Here is a 17,228-nt window from a genome sequence, read left to right as displayed (position 1 = left end):
TGAAAAAGTTCCAGCCTGCATCCCTGATGCGCCCACACGAGCGGAGAAAGCCTATGCATCACAGCGAATGGCCAGCCCTGCAACGTCTTGATTTATCCTATACACTGCCCTTTTTATCCGCCTGCGCCGCGTCCCTGGTGGATATCGGCCTCGCGACCGATCGTGATGCCGACAGCCTGCGGCAAACCATCAAGGACCATCAGAGACAGCGTGGTGATGCGCAGCCACCACTTCTGCAGCAACTGATGCAGCAGAAGAATACAATGATTGCCCTCCTGCAGGCCCGTTATGGGGCGGATGGGCTGGATACCATGCTGTTCCGCTGGACCATCAGCCGGGCCTGTGAGGACCTGTCCGCCGAGCTCTGGAATCTGAGCGAAGACCTGGTAAAAAAAGCTGAGCTGATGTTCAACCAACCCATGCTGATCGTGGAGAATGAAACGATCGAACGGCGCTCGCTCTTCTCCATTTTTCTGGTGGACGTGGCCACACATATTGGCGGCATTGCCGGACAGCTGCAGAGTCAGGGACTTTTGCTTCGGATGCATTATCCCCTGCCCTCTCTGGATACGAATCTGGACGGGCTCGACACGCGACTGGCCACCCATCTGGGCTTTGCCCTGGGTGAAGTTGAGGCCCTGCCTTATCAAAAGCTTCAGGCCTCTATTCGGCAGATTTACGTCGAAATGGAGAGTCTATTTGCCCTTCTATCTGCCACATTGATGCAGTTTCGTTACAACTGTCAGACCGACGATCATGACCAGGCCGTGCAGATGATACTGGAGGATTTGGAAGGCGAAGTCGGCCGGCTGCAAAAAACCCCGCTGTACGCGCCTTCCGCGTTACCTCAGATGGAAAACCGTCGGCATCGGCTGCTCGGAACTCTGCTTGCGGTGCGTTCGGGCATTCATGAGATAAGACAGCATTTTCAAGATATTCTGCGTACCAGTCGCGTGAAGCCTCCAGCGGAATGGGCCTGGCCCATGGCCGAGCGCCGTCAGCTGTTGAGCGCTCTTTTAAGCCGTTCCGTCAGCAGCAGTGATGCTGAGCTTGCGATGGAAGCACTCGAACGCTACTGCCGCCAACACCTGGTTGCACCCGACCAACTGCTTGGTGCCGAGCTGAATCGAATTCATCCCCAACTCGACGAGGCGTCCTTGCAGATCCTTCGTAAAATCGCTATGGATAAGGGGATCGGTCAATCCTTGAGTCAGGAGAAACAGGTGGTATTGCATCGCAAAGACAAGTTGCTGCATGTCATCCAGACAAACTTAAGTCGTGGTTTGGTTCTGACTTTTCTGTGTCTTTGGTGGACAGGATGTGGAGTTAAAACTGCTCCGCGCTCAGACGTCCTTGACCTGCGTCCCTCGGTCCCCTACCATGCCGAGCAACGCACAAACCAGAAAAGTACGGAAAAACCCGTTCCATCCACACCATCAGCACCACAGGAGAAATGAAGCATGGGCTCTGCACCGCGCATCACGGGCGTCTACACGGCAATCGTCACCCCCTTCACCAAGGACGGACAGATCGATTGGGGCGCCTTCGATAAGCTGCTGCATCTACAGGCCCAGGCCGAAGTTGATGGTGTTGTCGTCACCGGGACGACCGGAGAATCACCCACCCTCAGCGTGGATGAAAAAGTTTCCCTATACCGTCGGGCGCGGGCCTTTCTTCCGGCTTCCATCAAAGTCATGGCCGGGACCGGTGGTAACGACACGCGGCAGTCCATTGAGCTTTCCAAGCTGGCCCAGGACGCAGGTGTCGACTCGCTGCTGGTGGTGACCCCGCCCTATAATAAACCCACGCGTGAGGGCCTTTACGCGCATTACGAAGCCATTGGCAAAGCCGTCCGCATTCCGCTTTGTCTTTACCACGTTCCAAGTCGGACAGGACAACGGCTGTCACCCGAGGACCTGGCTTACATTTGTTCTCTGCCCCAGGTGACGGCGGTGAAGGAAGCGAGCGCGGATCTCTGTCTTTTTTCCAAAGCTGTCACGCTCGCGCAAACGCAGGCAGACTTTCTGAGCGGTGATGATTTCACCTTTTTGCCCACGCTTGCGGCGGGCGGTCAGGGAGTCATTTCGGTTGTCACCAACGTCTTGCCGCGCGCCTTTGTGCAGCTCACCCGCCGATTCCGGCGCGGGGATACAGGCGGAGCTCTGGCTATTCATCAGGCTATTTTTCCTTTGATCGAATGTCTGTTCATCGAGTCCAATCCCGGTCCCGCGAAATATATTCTGGCCTCGCAAGGCATCATTCAGGATAGTCTGCGCCTGCCCCTCGTCTCGGTGCAGCCAGCCACAGCCAAACGCCTGACCGAATGCTTTGAACACTGCAAACAAAAGCTTCAGGACCTGGGAGCGCTGTCATGAGTATCCAACGTGTGTGGATCAATGGCCTTTCTGGTAAAATGGGCCTCGAATTACAGACTCTGATCGCCTCCTCCGAACGGTGGGATCTGGTCGGCGGCACCAGCATCGGTGAGCTGGTCGATCGTGAATCCGGAGTTGCGGATACGGATTGGAAACGCCTTCCGGAATGCCTCAATCGGACGGATGTGCTGATTGATTTTTCGGCGCCTGCGGGTAATGCCAGTCTTCTGAAGTTTTTTCAGGACAGCAGCGTGCGCGACAAAGCGGTGCTGATCGGGACCACGGGACTTGATCGAGACCAGCGGCAGGAATGGAAACGTCTCGCCACTGAGCGTGGATTACGCCTGCTCCTGGCCCCCAATACCAGCCTTGGGGTCCTGCTCACTCTTAAAGTTTCGCAGCAGCTGGCGGGTGTTCTGGATAATTTTAATTTCGATATCGAAGTTGTGGAATCGCATCATCGGGCCAAGATCGATGCACCCAGTGGAACTGCCAAATTTTTGGCGGAAGGCGTGGCCAAAGTCCTGGATAAAAAAACCATCTATGGCCGCACCGGCCAACGTCAGCCGCAGGAAGTGGGCGTCGCGTCCTTACGTGGCGGTTCGGTTTTTGGTGAGCATGAGATCCGATTTCTGGGCGACCATGAAGAGCTGGTGGTGAGCCATCGGGCATTGTCCCGCACGCTCTTTGCGCAAGGAGCATTGCTCCTGGCGGGCTGGATTATCAGTCGCAGCCCAGGAGCCTATGGTTTGGAAGATGTCAGTATTGAAGATATGCTGAAGCTTTTGCAGACCAAAGGCGCTTAGTCCTCGCGCCGGGCCGGCTGCAGATTGTAGTGGGCTGTACTTCCTGTCTGAACGACTGAAGCCGTCCAGAAATCCACGGCAATGGTATCCAGACTCAGAATTGCGCCCTGCTGGCTTTCCACCACCACCGAGTAAACGCCGGGATCCATGTTGAAGAATACCGTCCGACTTACCCCCTGATCCGGATTACCAAAGGCCCAGCCCTGGTTTTGAACCCGACCCAGGTTATCCACCAGGGACACGTTCACCGCACCCATTCCACTTTCCAATCGATGCATGACAATCACGGAACCAAGCGCGGGATCAAAGGCGATCGAAGCTTGATTGTCCTGAACCGCGAGTTCGTGGAACACGTCCTGGACATAACCGCGTTGCAGGAGAGGAGCCACAGGAATGCTGCGACGGACCTGCTTGTCACGATCAAAGGTATAAAGTGCTGTTTCAAATTCCGGAGCCTGAGCCACCGTATAGAGACGACCCTTAAAGAGGCTCGTGCCTTCCTCATAAGCGAGGACAGCATCACCAACGCGGGTCATGATTCTATTTTCACCGACCGTGATCATATCCACAAAATCAATCGGCTGCATGGGCTGATCCAGCGCCTGTCTTTCTTCATAGATTTGATCGACCGCACTCGGCATCGCAGCAAGGAAAACACGACCGTTCTCATTATGCGTCAGCGGTAAATCCTCTTCCGAATGCGCTCCAGCAAAGACCGGCATCGACAGAGCGGTTCGCGTTCCGTCACCTTCGAAGGTGAGTTCCACCAGACCGGGTTTCACATTGAAGAAACAGAAGCGACCGGCTGCATCCGTTTCGTGCTGACCGGGCTGCGGCCACCCGAGCTGGCTCACATAGAATGGGCCGTCGGCTTCAACATTCATGCTGACTTGAAAACCGGGCAAAGGCTGGCGACCATCGTCAGACATGACCCGGGCACAGAGCGAGGCTTTGTTCGCATCCTGCGCGAGATCGAGGATATTCAGATAATTCGAATAGCTACGGTAATTCATGGTGCGCGTCCGCAGCACCTGATCACGACCGTTGCGAACGAGAGCCACTTCACTGATCGTCGGAACGATCTGGCCGTTTTTCTCGTCCTGCACTTCCACAAAGAAGCGGGAGCCTTCGGGAATTTCACCGAATTTGGCATGACCGTCAGCGGTCGTGTTGGCTTTCAAACGGGTCCCGAGAATGCGCACGGAGACGTTACTCACAGGGAAAATTTCTGCGTTTTCCGGCGAAGAGCGTTCATCAAGAACCTGAATATCCAAAGTCCGATAATCAGGGCTGGCATCCGGATAGAAAAAGCGTGACTGCTGCTCAGCGACTTTTTCGCGGGTGGCCTGAACCTGGGCAACCGATGTCGCCAGAGTCAAAGGCTGCCGCGATCGTTCGGAAGCATCCACAGGAGCCTGAGGCGCCTCGGCTGGAGTCACCGGCGTTTCCCCATAACTGGCATAAGGCTGCTCAAGCATGGGCATGACGCTGGTTAGTTTTTGAAAAGAGACCGGACCCTGGGCTAAAAGCGGATCGCGATGCGCCCCACCGACGACCTCGATCGGGACAATATAGAGCTGATCGCGATAGGTCACATAAAGTTCCGTGCGACCGGTATCACGCGCGTCGAGTTTCTTGCGACCAGCATCCCAGCGTACGATTTTCGAATTTCTTAAAAAGATCTGAGGCGCGCCACGCAGATTCTTATCCACCACCGTGATGCCATCATCCTGCATGGACATCTGGAGCGTCTTGGGTGAAATGCGCAGTTCGTGGCCCACATCCACCAGCTCCAGGGTCGCGCCCGGAAGAGCGGCCGGTCGGGTCACCTGCAGCACAGGATTCTTCACCACGGCAGGCGCTGTGGATTTTGCCATAGGCAATGGTCGGGGACCCGGATCCAAGGGAAGATCCATTTTCAAAGCCGCTTCGGCTTCGCGCAGGATTTCCTCTTCCTCGAGTTCACGGGCCTTCATGTCATAAGGCAGAACCACCGGTGTGAGCTGCCCACCGGTCTTGGGACCGGACACATAAACCATGGGTTTCTGCGGATTCAAAATCATCGGCGCGACCGCCTTGCGATCCAATGGCAGCTGCCCACGGGCCGCGGCAATCAACTCGCTCAACGTTTTCGCCGGCAGGTGTTTGATGTTATGCAGATCCGTTCCCGGCAGGGAGCGAGTCTGTGATGGCTCAGCCGACAGAAAATCCTGACCAACCGCGAACTCACCGTCCGCAGCATAAGCAGGCATCGCCAGCAAGGCCGTTAGGGCCAGCATGGGAAGGGCAGCAGCAGGTTGTTTAACACTTCGCATCGCTTTTTCCTGATTCCACGGATGACCTCAGACAAGCTCATCGGCAGAAGCTGAGGCAGCCTTAAAGGCATACCTACCTCTTTATAATAGCAAAAGGCCAGGACACACGGGCCTTATCTTACCGGGTCATTATTAGGAGAAGCTGAGAAAGAAGAAAAGAAGCATTTTTTCAGGTTTTACCAAATCTACAGACGACGCACCTTTTCCTGCAGAGCCTGTGGCAAGGTGGGCACCACCAGGAGTTCCAGGAGTGACGCATGGGATCGTTTCGTCGGGTCGAGGCCCAGTAATTTTTCCCAGTCCGCCAGTATTTTCTGGGCCCCTTCGATCGAAGGAGCCTGTCGGGCTTCAATTTCGAGACAGTCAATCACGCGATCGAGGTAATGAGCCTTGTAGTGCACCACCTCGACATCGGCAAAGTAAAAGGCCTGGACCTCCTTGCGGAGGGTTCCCTGCCACAGGACCCCGAGTGGAGCCAGAAAGGCCCGAATGACTTCGATCTGATTACCCTTGGTCCGGTCCAGATCCAGGTTCACTTCCAAACGCACTTCTGTATCCGTGCCGAGGCTTTTCACGGTGAGCTGCTGCAGGTAGCTATCGATGCGATGCCGATAGACAGCCTGCGGCGGCGTCTCCACCAAAAAATAAGTGTCCTGCACATCCGTTTGAATGAATTTTTCCGGTTGGCGTTGATGCAGGTCATCGAGCAGAGGCCTGATATCCAGGTCCGCTTCGATGACGAACTTATGCTCAATTTCCAGAAACTGCAGGTTTGGCGTCATCACTGGATCTGTTGCACGGTAAAGAGGTTGCTGGCTTCCTTGCTGAGTGACGAAAGCGAAACCGAGACGAACACATACCGGTCCCCATCGGTCAGCCACGTCTTGCGAACCATCAGGCTATTGATAATCGGAAAGACCTGTTCGATGTCAGGCGATTCATCCAAAAGGATGCCCACCACCCCACGGACCAAACGCAGACGGCGCACCACATCCTGTGACAGGGTCACGGCAATGATCGGTGTCTGCACGCCGAAAGACGAAAGGTGAAGCGCGGTATTACCGACCTTGGTGATGCAAACAATGCCCTTCGCCTGGTTACGATAAGCCGCACGATAGGCCGCATAGGTCACGGCTTCGATTTCCGTGGTGATCTCGGGATGTTTTTTGACCCAGTTCAGACCCTGGCCTTCGGTCGACGACTCGGCGTCTTCGATCGTCTTGATGGCGAGAGCCACACCTTTTTCAGCGAACTTTCCGTAGGCCAATTCCTCGGACAAAACCACCGCGTCCGCACCATCGAAGACCGCGTTGGCGATATCCGAAACTTCGGCTCGGGTTGGCGTCACGTTGTGCCGCATCGATCCCAGCATTTCGCTGGCCACGATCGACATCTTGGCGTAATCATTACACTTTTGGATCACTTCCTTGGTTACCATCGGCACCAAAGCCGGGTCCATCCGCATGGAAAGCTCCACACGGGACACGACCACGCCGTGCACGAAGGGGAGCAGCTCTTCAAGATTTTTCAGGGTGGCATTGGTCGCCACTTTGAGGAGCAGCCAAGGGGAATTCGGCTGAGCTTCGAGACGGCGTTTAACCTTCTCCAGATCGGCCGCATCCTCAATCGACGGCAGCACCAAAAAATCAATATCGGGATCGGATGCAGCTTTCCACGCATCTTCAGGAATGTTATCGATCCTCACCTGTTTTTTAGTGGCGGGAACCTGCACATCACAATCGCTGTAAATCATTCCGCCCTGCACCACTTCCAGAACCGCATGATCGGATTTTACATCCCGCGTTTTGCAGACGACCATACCATTGGCCAGATAAACCGAATGATCGACCGCAAAAAGATCCGACCACTCCTCGGTGCGGATGATCAGATCACCCTGGCCTTTTTCAGGGCTGATCTTGATAACGTCGCCGAATTTTAATTCCTTCTGACCTTCGATCCCGATGAGGATACCGCGGGGACGATCATAAAGGTCGACCATGAGCGGGAGCTTTTCCTTGGCCAACGGAACTTCGCGCTTGATGCGACGGCAGATCTGAAGAACCTGATCCATCTCACCGTGTTTGGAAACAATACGAATGGCATCGACTTTATTCGGATCGATGGTTCGAATCAAAGCATCCGTTAAACATGAGGTTTCAAAAGACCAGACCACATGGGTTCTTCTCAGTTTGTGCATTCTTCTTCCACTCCCTCGAAAACATTGTGCAGGGGCCCTGATGACGCCGCTTTGTGGGGCGATTTCTCCTGTTATCTCAGGGGTTCACCCAATAGAACAGGTCGGCTGGACAGGGCTTGGTCCATACGATAGCGCTTTGCCAATGCCTCGTCAAAAGCAATAATGACCGTCGATCCCAGCATAAACGTGCCAAGTTCTTGACCGGGTACAATCCGGTGTGTCCGGTCCAGATCATAGGTCTGTGGCCCTTGCCGCGCCTGCTGCCGGCTGCCGTTGCTGGTGAAATCAGTCAGAAAGGGCGTAGTGATGCGGCCCACGTTCAACGCGCCGACCATCGCCAGATACAGACAACCGTCCGGTGTTTCAATATCAAACACCAGTCTTTCGTTACGAGTAAAGAGGCTGGGGGTCCACCGCACCGAGGGCTTGTTCACAGGCCACAGTTGACCGGGGAAGTACCGAATAGTTTTTAGCTCGCCTTTGATGGGACTATGCACCCGATGATAATTGTGCGGCGCCAGATAAATCGTGGCGAAATAGCCCAAATAAAGATCAGGCGGCACATCATCACCAAACATCAATTCGGCGAGCGAATAATCGAGACCCTTGGCCTGAACTGCGCTGTTTTCGTTCGCAGGTCCCGACATGCTGAGTATGCCGTCCGACGGGAAAACCAGCTCACCTTGAATTGGTCGTGCGCCGGGCTTCAATTTACGGGTGAAAACATCCTCGATCGTGGCGTAGTCTTCCAGAGGTCGTTCCGCCTCGCTCATATCGATGCCAAACGCTTTCACGAACGCACTGCAAACAGGCTGTCCCAGACTCCCTGGCAGTTTCAGGCGCGCGGCCCGACCCGCAGCGAGACTGATCATATTCAGAGGCAGAATTTGCCCCAAACCACTAAAGACCTGCTTGCGCATTCCAAACGCCTCCATGCTGATAATTCTGAGATGAACCTGATAATTGGTTCGCATACGCGGCAAAAATTTCGCGCGACCTTGCACACTGTAACGCCTTGCGCTGGGGTTTGCCCATCCCTCTTTGTTTCGGCAGACTCGGAAGCAGGCCAAGATTGGCGTTCATCGGTTGAAAATCGCCGAGCCCGCCTTCCGTAATATATTGATAAAGAGCGCCGATGATGGTGCCCGCAGGAGGCATCAGAAATCGCTGACCCTGAACCTTGGCACTGGCCGCACGTCCTGCCAAAAGCCCGATGGCCGCGGATTCTGTGTAACCTTCGACGCCGGTGATCTGTCCGGCCAGGAATATCCTGGGTGCGGAGCGAAACGATAAATCCCGATCCAGCACATCCGGGCTTTTGAGATAACTGTTCCGATGCACCGAACCAAAGCGGAAAAATTCCACATCCTTGAGTCCAGGCAAAAGACTGAAGACTCGCTTTTGCTCGGGCCATTTCATTTTCGTTTGGAAACCCACCATCGAAACCATGGTGCCTTCCTTGTTTTCCATGCGCAGCTGCACAGCAGCCCAGGGCCGATGACCGGTCCGCGGATCCACCAGACCCATGGGTTTCATAGGGCCAAAGCGCAATGTTTCACGGCCCCTTTCAATCATGACTTCGATCGGCAGACAGGATTCAAAATAAGCCACGTCTTCAAAATCATGCAGAGGCATTTTTTCGGCCGCAATCACGGCATCGACAAAGGCTTCGTACTCATCCTTATTCAGGGGCACGTTCCAGTAATCACCGTCACCGGAATCATCGTAGCGACTGGCGCGAAACACGATGCTTTCGTCGATGCTTTCCGTTTCCAAAATCGGGGCGATCGCATCGTAAAAATGCAGCCGGCGGCTATCGGGACAAAGGCCCTGCAGCTGATCCACCAAGGGCTGGCTGGTGAGTGGGCCTGAGGCCACTATCCAGGCCTCGTTATCCCCAACGGGTGGCAATTCCGTGACCTCGGCATCGACTTTTTTAAAACCAGGAAAACTTTCCAATGACTCCAGAATAAACAGGGAAAAGACCGTGCGTTCCACCGCCAAAGCCTGACCAGCCGGCACCGCAGTGTGCGCCGCAGCTTTGAGAATAAGGGAATCCAAAGCCTGCATTTCGCTTTTCAAAAGGCCTGGAGCCGTATCAGGCAGCATGGATTTCAAGGAATTTGAACACACGAGTTCCGCGAGGTCACCCGTCGCATGCGCCGGCGTCATTTTCTTCGGTCGCATTTCATAGAGCCGAACATCATGCCCCGCGCGCAGACACTGCCAGGCAGCTTCACAGCCAGCCAGACCACCACCGACAATATGTATTTGTGTCTTATTCATGGATGCTCCTGCGCTTGGGTCGATTAAGCCTTTTCATTGGCCCAACTTTATACCAAATCGCAGGAAGCAAGACGAGCCGTTCCATCCCGGATCGCGACCCCGAGCGGGGTCCGTGTCCTGAGAAGGATGACTTTACTGGCAGTCGACAATACGAGCAAACTCGACCGGGTCAAGCGAGGCGCCACCCACCAGGGCTCCATCCACGTCGGGTTGCTGCATAAGACCTTTGATGTTCGACGACTTCACGCTGCCGCCATAAAGGATGCGCATGCCGTCAGCCGCTCCGCCCAGCTTCTGGCGCAGGACGGTCCGGATAAAGGCATGGGCCGCCTGGGCCTGTTCATCACTGGCCGTCAGACCGGTGCCAATGGCCCAAACCGGTTCATACGCGATGACAAAATTGTCTGCCTTTCCGGTTTGTTGCAGCACGGCTTCGAGCTGACGCTTCAGGACTGTTTCCGTCTGATTGCCTTCACGCTCGGCGCGTGTTTCACCCACGCAGACGATGGCATTGATGCCGTGATCCAGGCAGGCTTTGGTTTTGAGCGCAACGGCGGCGTCCGTTTCATTGTAGTACTGGCGTCTTTCGCTGTGACCAATCAACGTCCAACGAATGCCGAGATCTTTCAGCATGGGAATCGAGAGTTCGCCTGTGAAAGCGCCATCAGCTTTTTCGTGAACGGTCTGCGAGGCGATCAGAATGCCATTTTTTTCACCGTATTCACGGGCAATTCCCAAAAAGGGTGCGGGCACAGCCAGGAGCACATCCACCTGATCACGTTTCAGATGACTTTTAGCGTTGATTTCACGACTGAGCGTTTGCAGATACTCGGGCACCTTCGAGTAAAGAAGGTTCATTTTCCAGTTGCCGGCAATCAGTGGTTTGCGCATGATAGCTTCCTCTTATTTCAAAAGTACTTTAACGCCTGGCAGGATCTGACCTTCAAGGAACTCGAGGGACGCGCCGCCACCGGTTGAAATATGATCGATCTTCTCGGCTATACCTGCTTTGTTCGCTGCGGCCACACTATCACCGCCGCCAATGACTGTAAAACCTGAGCACCGGGCCATGGCGTCGGCCACACGCAAAGAACCTTTGGCAAACTTATCAAACTCAAAGACTCCCATGGGGCCGTTCCACAGGACGGTTTTGGAAAGACCGATGATATCGGTGTAACGTTTGATGGTCCGTGGTCCGATATCCAGGCCCATGAGGCCCCTTTGAATCGTGCGACCTGGGATTTCCACGGCTTCCGCATCGGCATCAAATTTCGCGGCGGCCACGTGGTCCTCGGGCAGGATGATTTCGACTTTACGCGCTTCCGCGTTGCGATAGATCGACGCCACGAGATCCATTTTATCGGTTTCCACGCGGGAATCCCCGACATCCACGCCCTGATATTTAAGGAACGTATAGGCCATCGCTCCCCCGATCAGAAGATAATTCGCATGATTCAAAAGATTCAGCACCACACCGATCTTGTCCGAAACTTTCGAACCACCCATGATGACCGTAAAGGGTGCCTGCGGCTTTTTCTGAAGGCCGGAGAGCACACTGATCTCGCGATCGACGAGCAGTCCTGCCGCGCGTTTTTCACCGGGAAACAGTTCAGCCGCAGCCACTACACTGGCATGCGCACGGTGCAGGGTTCCGAAGGCATCGTTCACATAGCAATCAAAACCATTGGCCAGCGTGCGGGCGAAATCCGGGTCGTTCTTGGTTTCACCGGCATGAAAGCGGAGATTTTCAAAAAGAATGATCTGATTTTTGTTGAGCTGGTTCAGCACCTGCTCGGCGGGTTCTTCGGTATAGTCGCGCACGAAGACGACTTCCACACCGAGCAGCTCCGCCAGGCGAACACCAACCGGTTCGAGTGAATACTCGGGCATCACTTCCCCATCCGGACGACCGAGGTGGGACATGAGTGCGATCTTGCTCGTGCGTTCCAGAATATAGCGCAGGGTCGGCAAGGCCGATGTGATGCGGGTATCGTCGGTAATTTTGCCCTTTTTAATCGGGACATTGAGATCGAGGCGCACGAGGACTTTTTTGTTGGTAAGTTCGAGGTCCTGGAGTTTGCGGAATTCCATCGGGCTTTCCTTTCTTCGAGTCAGGCGTTACACTCTCGCACCATACCGGGCTGGGAAAACTCTGCAAGAGAAAGAGGACATCATGGCAAAGATCCACCACCTGTTTGTGATCGACCCGATCGAAAATCTGAACCTTAAGCTGGACTCCAGCCTGCGTGTCGCCCGCGCCCTATGCAACATTGGCCATCTTGCTTACATATGTACGCCCGGTCAATTAGAGTGGCTGAGCCGCGAATCCTGTGCGGCGGCCTTTGCCCAGGAACTGGCCTTTCCGGATGGGAACATCGACTCGCTCCGCATCTCGCCCCCAAGGCGTCTGCGCCTCGATTTTTTTCAGGCCATTCATATGCGCAAGGACCCACCTTACGATATGAATTACATCGCCAGCACCTGGCTGCTGGATTCCGCCGTCGCACGCGGCGTCAAGGTTTACAATTCTCCCAAGGCTCTGCGCAATCTGAACGAAAAGCTCAGTATTTTTAAATTTCCGGAAGCGATTCGTGATGGCCACGTCTCAGCGGATCCGCAGCAGCTGCTGCAATTTATCAAGGAATCGGCCAACGGGGACGCGGTGCTGAAACCCTTGACGCTGTATGGTGGCCGGGGTGTTTTGCGACTCAATCTGAGCCAGCAAAAAGAGGAGCAGGTGCTGCATATCCTGCGCGAAGAAACGCAAAACGGCCAGGATCTGCGTCTGCTCCAAGCCTTTGACCAGCGAATTTTTCAAGGTGAAGTGCGAGCGTTCAGCGTCAACGGCAAAGCCCTCAGCTGGTGCTTGAAAAAACCGCACGGTGATAATTTCCTGGCTAATACCCGCTCAGGAGCCACACTGGAATCGTATCAACCGCGCGCCGATGAGATCGCGTCGGTGGAAAAAGTTGCCCAGTCCCTGGCTGACGAAGGGGTTTATTTTGTAGGTTTTGATATCATTGGCAGCTTCATTTCGGAAATCAACATCACCAGTCCTCGCCTTCTGCATGGGCCGAACGATACCCGTGACTACTATAGAGAGATCGCTGCGGACCTGGCCCATGATATCGGCTAAACGCGCCATCGCCCGGTCCCATCCGTCCTTTTCGAAAAGAAAAGATCAATAGTGTCGAATCATTAGCCAGCCCCCTCTCAAGTCGCCAGCGTCATGACCGAAGATTCTGGCAGCTTGCGTCAAGACAGGGAGTTTGCTCGTGAGAACACTTCGCCGTTTCTATACAGGTCTCGCTTTTTCAGCTCTTATTCTTTCTTCGAACTGTACCACCAGCGACAGCGGGGATACGGAAGACGGTTTGGCTGCAGCGGATGCAGGCAATCAAATCGTTGAAGTCCAAAAAGACGAAGCCGCTGACAGTGAAATCCCCGATCCCGAACAGGTGGCCGTGGAAGCCCAGCAGGCTGCCGAAGCTGCCGGTGAATCCATCGACGGCAACAGTTCGAATAGCATTCAGGATCTCAATAGCGAGCAGCAGGCTGCGCAAAAAGGCCCCGAGCTGCCCGAAGGCAATCCGGATGAAGCCAGTGATCAGCAAATGGCTCAGCAGAATAAATCTGCGCAGCCGGTCAGCGATGTTGAAGCCGCTGCGGCGCAGACCGATGCTCTCCCTTCTCTTTCGCAAGTCGTGGCTGAAAGCGACACACCCGCACCCGCTGTGGTCGACACCTCGGCTCGCCAGCAGAATGCCATGGTGAGCGCGTCTGATGCTGAAATGGGTAACGCCGACGCTGGTATGGCATCTGACGAAGCTCCTGCCAAAGCTCGTAAAAACAAGGTTCGCAAAACCCGCAGCTCCAAAGGCATGGAAAATCTCTCGGGTAATTTCTATATCGTGCAACCAGGTGATACCCTGGGTCAGATTTCATCGATCATCTTCGGAACGTCGCGTCGCTGGAGCGACCTGGCTTCTGCCAACGGCCTGGAAAGCAATACCCCCATCTTTCCTGGTGATGTGCTCCGTTATCCCGCTGATTCCGCGTCGTCTGACTTTGAAGCCGCCTATCGCAATCTGCCCCGCTCCAAGGCCGTTGTCCAAAAGGGTGACACCCTGGCTTTGATCGCGGAACGTCAGATGGGGAATCCAGCCTTCTGGAAATTATTGTGGCGCTGGAATGAATCCATCATCGCGGAACCAAACAAGATTTTTGAAGGCCAGAGCCTGGACTACATAGCACCCCAGGAAATGGCCGGACTTCTTTCCGATCGTAAGGGACTTAAGGCCGCTCACTAAGAGGTCGAATAAGCCCGTAATGTTCGTACGCTAAAGTATATCCTCAAGGTCTTTTTCAACTGGTTCGATAAGTTGTAAGACACAAGATTGGGACCACGAGGAGTTTAAGATATGGCCAGTATGCTCAGCAAGTACCTGGGTGGGTTTGGTGGCATCGCCTTCACATTCGCCAGCTTTGTCGCCTGTGGTTCACAGATGTATAAAGTTTCGGTGCATGAGGATATCGATACCACAAAAACCGAAACGGCCAGTCCGCATTCGACTGATAAAACATCGACTCTCTACGGCATCCACGCGGCCAAAGGCTGGAACGGCGTTCTCATACCGTTTAAGTTTGGCAAGGATATGAGCCAGCAGCAGAAGGTTCATCTGATGGCGGCTCTGCAGCGCTGGGAATGGGCTGTCGGTAAAAAACTCTTTGCCTTTGAAGGTGATCATAGCGGAGTGACCGGTGATTCGTTCAAGGACCTCTATAGCTCGCTGCAAGACAATGTGAACGGACATTACCTTGATGACAACTGGAGCAAGACCGGCAAACCGGATTCGGTGCTCGCCACCACGATCTGGAACAATGGTTTTGATGCTTCGATCATTGCCAAGGCGGACATTCGTTTCAACAATCAGAACTATCTGATCGGCGATAGCATGACCCTGAAGACCAAGGACAACAAGGACGTGGTTGATATGCAGTCCCTTGCCCTGCATGAACTTGGTCACCTTCTGGGTCTGACGCATGTTGCGGAAGACGTTGATACGCTCTCGATCATGAACCCCGCTCTTTTCATTGGCGAGGGCCTTGCGACCCGGGCTATTTCCCGCGGTGATATCGAACGGATTCAGACCATCTACGGCTGCGCCGGCGAAGCCTGCGACATCGATGGCCTGCTGAAAGAGCAGGACAGCGCGGATTGGTCCAAGCTTACGCTGACCGCTCAATCCTGGATTGAAACCAAAGCGTCGGAATCACCGAAGCTGCAGCTGAACTAAGCCATAACCACAGTATTCCTAATCTTGAACCGGGTCCTTTGACCCGGTTTTTTCATTTCCGAGCTCCCAAAAAGTCATCGACGCCCGGTTCGCTCCATCCTATATTGGTGCGAAGTGCGCGGGACAGTGCCATAAGGAGCGTGTCATTCCATGATAGAGTTGGAACCCAGCTACGACCACAAGCAATATGAACAGAAATGGTATCGCCACAGCCTGGAAAACAAGTTTTTCAGCGCGCCGGTGGATTCCAAAAAAGTGCCCTATACCATTCTCATGCCGCCGCCCAATGTGACTTCACAACTGCATATGGGCCATGGGCTGGGTTATTCGATTCAGGATCTTTTCATCCGCTGGAAACGGATGAAAGGCTTCAACGCCTGCTGGCTCCCTGGCACCGATCACGCGGGGATTGCCACCCAGATGATGGTGGAAAAAGATCTTGAAAAGGAAGGGACCACGCGTCGCGCGATGGGCCGCGAGAAGTTCTTCCAAAGATTGGTCGACTGGAAGGAAAAATACGGTGGCATGATCCTCGACCAGTTCAAAATCATGGGTTTTTCCTGTGACTGGGATCGCCTGGCCTATACTATGGACCCCAAGCTGTCGGATGCCGTCCGTTATGTCTTCGTCGAGCTGTTCAAGGAAGGTCTGATCTATCGCGGCGAGCGCCTCGTCAACTGGGATACCGTGCTGCAAACTGCCATTTCAGATGATGAAGTGGAGAGCAAGGAAATCCAGGGGATTCTTTATTTCTACCGCTACCCGATAGACGGGACGGATGAGTTCATTCCGATCGCGACGACGCGTCCGGAGACGATGTTGGGTGATACAGCCGTTGCAGTCAATCCCGAGGATGAGCGCTTCAAACATCTGATTGGCAAGCAGGTTCGCCTGCCTTTTGTGAATCGTTTGATTCCCATCATTGCCGATGATTATGTGAAAAGCGAATTCGGAACCGGCGCTGTGAAAATCACCCCAGCCCACGATCCGAATGACTTTGAAATTGGTAAAAGGCATAAGCTGCCGTTTATCAATGTCATGACGCCTACGGGAACAATGGCTGAGAATACTCCGGCTCCGTTTCAGGGTCAGGATCGCTTTGTGGCGCGCAAGGAAGTCATCAAACAGATGAAGGCCCTGGGCCTTTTTGATGAAGAAAAATCTTATAAAACTACTGTTCCGCATTCGGAGCGCAGTAAGACCGTTATCGAACCGCGTTTGAGTCTGCAGTGGTTCGTCAGCATGAAGCAGCTGGCTGAACCTGCAGCGGAAGCCGCTCGTCAGGGCGAACTGCAGTTTCATCCTGAGAGCTGGAAGAAGACCTATCTCTACTGGCTTGATAATATTCAGGACTGGTGTATCTCGCGCCAGCTCTGGTGGGGTCATCGCATTCCGATCTGGTATTGCAGTGACTGTCCTGGGGTGACAACCGGCCTGGAAGATCCGATCCAGTGTTCGCACTGCGGTTCGAAAAAGGTTCTCCAGGATGAGGACGTGCTCGATACATGGTTCTCAAGCTGGCTGTGGCCTTTGAGTCCCTTTGGTTGGCCCACTGAGGGGGACAGTCCTGAGGAGCTGGAATACTTCAATCCCACCGATGTGCTGGTGACGGCACCGGAGATTATTTTTCTCTGGGTCGCGCGCATGGCAATGGTGAATTTGAAGTTCAAAAAACGCCTGCCCTTCAAACATGTTTATTTCAATGCCACGGTCTGTGATAAGCAGGGTCGTAAATTCTCGAAAACATTGGGGAATGGCATTGATCCGCTGGAAGTCGTCGACCGGCATGGGGCCGATGCAGTTCGCTTTACTGCCATCAGTCTTGCGCCTTTGGGCGGTCGCGTTCGGATGGATGTCGAGGATTTTGAAAACGGTTCGCGCTTTGTGAATAAGATTTGGAACGCGGCGCGCCTGGTATTCGGGCATTTGGATGCTGGGCAGAAATTGCCCAG

General features: G+C 54.2%; 14 protein-coding genes. 7 read left to right on the top strand and 7 right to left on the bottom strand.

From position 1 onward, the window contains the following. The 3 genes from VE954_RS34875 to dapB form a co-directional block, all read left to right on the top strand. Positions 1-1,457 (top strand): hypothetical protein (locus VE954_RS34875; protein WP_324961793.1); only part of this gene is annotated, 1,457 nt, incomplete at its 5' end. A 3-nt stretch (positions 1,458-1,460) separates the two neighbouring features. Next, a complete protein-coding gene (gene dapA / locus VE954_RS34870; RefSeq protein ID WP_324961791.1) occupies positions 1,461-2,375 on the top strand; it encodes a 4-hydroxy-tetrahydrodipicolinate synthase in 915 nt (304 codons plus the stop codon). Beyond that, a complete protein-coding gene (gene dapB, locus VE954_RS34865) occupies positions 2,372-3,181 on the top strand; it encodes a 4-hydroxy-tetrahydrodipicolinate reductase (protein WP_324961789.1) in 810 nt (269 codons plus the stop codon). The genes dapA and dapB overlap by 4 nt, the downstream gene beginning before the upstream one ends. Here the strand turns inward: dapB and VE954_RS34860 are convergent. The 7 genes from VE954_RS34860 to VE954_RS34830 all read right to left on the bottom strand — a co-directional run bounded on the left by VE954_RS34860 (position 3,178) and on the right by VE954_RS34830 (position 12,070). Continuing rightward, entirely contained in the window at positions 3,178-5,496 is a 2,319-nt protein-coding gene (locus VE954_RS34860; RefSeq protein ID WP_324961787.1) for a hypothetical protein, read from the bottom strand. The genes dapB and VE954_RS34860 overlap by 4 nt on opposite strands. A gap of 185 nt (positions 5,497-5,681) precedes the next feature. Next, positions 5,682-6,278: a hypothetical protein gene (locus VE954_RS34855; protein ID WP_324961785.1), complete on the bottom strand. Its 597-nt coding sequence runs from the start codon at positions 6,276-6,278 to the stop codon at positions 5,682-5,684. Next, complete coding sequence (locus VE954_RS34850) at positions 6,278-7,693, bottom strand: pyruvate kinase (RefSeq protein ID WP_324961783.1); 1,416 nt, start codon at positions 7,691-7,693, stop codon at positions 6,278-6,280. Before VE954_RS34850 ends, VE954_RS34855 begins: the two co-directional genes overlap by 1 nt. 71 nt (positions 7,694-7,764) lie before the next feature. After that, a complete protein-coding gene (asd, locus tag VE954_RS34845; protein ID WP_324961781.1) occupies positions 7,765-8,613 on the bottom strand; it encodes an archaetidylserine decarboxylase in 849 nt (282 codons plus the stop codon). After that, positions 8,594-9,979: a methylenetetrahydrofolate--tRNA-(uracil(54)-C(5))-methyltransferase (FADH(2)-oxidizing) TrmFO gene (gene trmFO, locus VE954_RS34840; RefSeq protein WP_324961779.1), complete on the bottom strand. Its 1,386-nt coding sequence runs from the start codon at positions 9,977-9,979 to the stop codon at positions 8,594-8,596. The genes asd and trmFO overlap by 20 nt, the downstream gene beginning before the upstream one ends. Positions 9,980-10,111: 132 nt before the next feature. Further along, entirely contained in the window at positions 10,112-10,870 is a 759-nt protein-coding gene (gene tpiA / locus VE954_RS34835; RefSeq protein ID WP_324961777.1) for a triose-phosphate isomerase, read from the bottom strand. 12 nt (positions 10,871-10,882) lie between these two features. Further along, positions 10,883-12,070 carry a phosphoglycerate kinase gene (locus VE954_RS34830; RefSeq protein WP_324961775.1) on the bottom strand — a complete coding sequence of 396 codons (1,188 nt, stop codon included), beginning with the start codon at positions 12,068-12,070 and terminating at the stop codon, positions 10,883-10,885. Between the two features lie 82 nt (positions 12,071-12,152). On the opposite strand from VE954_RS34830, the gene VE954_RS34825 reads away from it, so the two are divergent. The 4 genes from VE954_RS34825 to VE954_RS34810 all read left to right on the top strand — a co-directional run. Next, entirely contained in the window at positions 12,153-13,115 is a 963-nt protein-coding gene (locus tag VE954_RS34825; RefSeq protein ID WP_324961773.1) for a hypothetical protein, read from the top strand. 139 nt (positions 13,116-13,254) lie between these two features. Then, on the top strand, positions 13,255-14,289 hold the full coding sequence (locus tag VE954_RS34820) for a LysM peptidoglycan-binding domain-containing protein (protein ID WP_324961771.1): 1,035 nt from the start codon (positions 13,255-13,257) through the stop codon (positions 14,287-14,289). Between the two features lie 111 nt (positions 14,290-14,400). Next, positions 14,401-15,276, top strand: coding sequence for a matrixin family metalloprotease (locus VE954_RS34815; protein WP_324961769.1), 876 nt, complete (start codon positions 14,401-14,403; stop codon positions 15,274-15,276). 150 nt (positions 15,277-15,426) lie between these two features. Further along, positions 15,427-17,228, top strand: a 1,802-nt coding sequence (locus VE954_RS34810) for a valine--tRNA ligase (RefSeq protein ID WP_324961767.1), incomplete at its 3' end; no start/stop codon positions are given.

The organism is Oligoflexus sp., assembly GCF_035638955.1.
Classification (GTDB): domain Bacteria; phylum Bdellovibrionota_B; class Oligoflexia; order Oligoflexales; family Oligoflexaceae; genus Oligoflexus.
Note: the sequence above shows the minus strand (reverse complement) of the source record. Positions and strands in the feature narration are given on the sequence as shown.

What these genes read in the sequence shown, in the direction of transcription:
- dapA (WP_324961791.1), top strand. Translation starts at nt 1,461, where the DNA reads ATGGGCTCTGCACCGCGCATCACGGGCGTCTACACGGCAATCGTCACC.
- dapB (WP_324961789.1), top strand. Translation starts at nt 2,372, where the DNA reads ATGAGTATCCAACGTGTGTGGATCAATGGCCTTTCTGGTAAAATGGGC.
- VE954_RS34860 (WP_324961787.1), bottom strand. Translation starts at nt 5,496, where the DNA reads ATGCGAAGTGTTAAACAACCTGCTGCTGCCCTTCCCATGCTGGCCCTA.
- VE954_RS34855 (WP_324961785.1), bottom strand. Translation starts at nt 6,278, where the DNA reads ATGACGCCAAACCTGCAGTTTCTGGAAATTGAGCATAAGTTCGTCATC.
- VE954_RS34850 (WP_324961783.1), bottom strand. Translation starts at nt 7,693, where the DNA reads ATGCACAAACTGAGAAGAACCCATGTGGTCTGGTCTTTTGAAACCTCA.
- asd (WP_324961781.1), bottom strand. Translation starts at nt 8,613, where the DNA reads ATGCGCAAGCAGGTCTTTAGTGGTTTGGGGCAAATTCTGCCTCTGAAT.
- trmFO (WP_324961779.1), bottom strand. Translation starts at nt 9,979, where the DNA reads ATGAATAAGACACAAATACATATTGTCGGTGGTGGTCTGGCTGGCTGT.
- tpiA (WP_324961777.1), bottom strand. Translation starts at nt 10,870, where the DNA reads ATGCGCAAACCACTGATTGCCGGCAACTGGAAAATGAACCTTCTTTAC.
- VE954_RS34830 (WP_324961775.1), bottom strand. Translation starts at nt 12,070, where the DNA reads ATGGAATTCCGCAAACTCCAGGACCTCGAACTTACCAACAAAAAAGTC.
- VE954_RS34825 (WP_324961773.1), top strand. Translation starts at nt 12,153, where the DNA reads ATGGCAAAGATCCACCACCTGTTTGTGATCGACCCGATCGAAAATCTG.
- VE954_RS34815 (WP_324961769.1), top strand. Translation starts at nt 14,401, where the DNA reads ATGGCCAGTATGCTCAGCAAGTACCTGGGTGGGTTTGGTGGCATCGCC.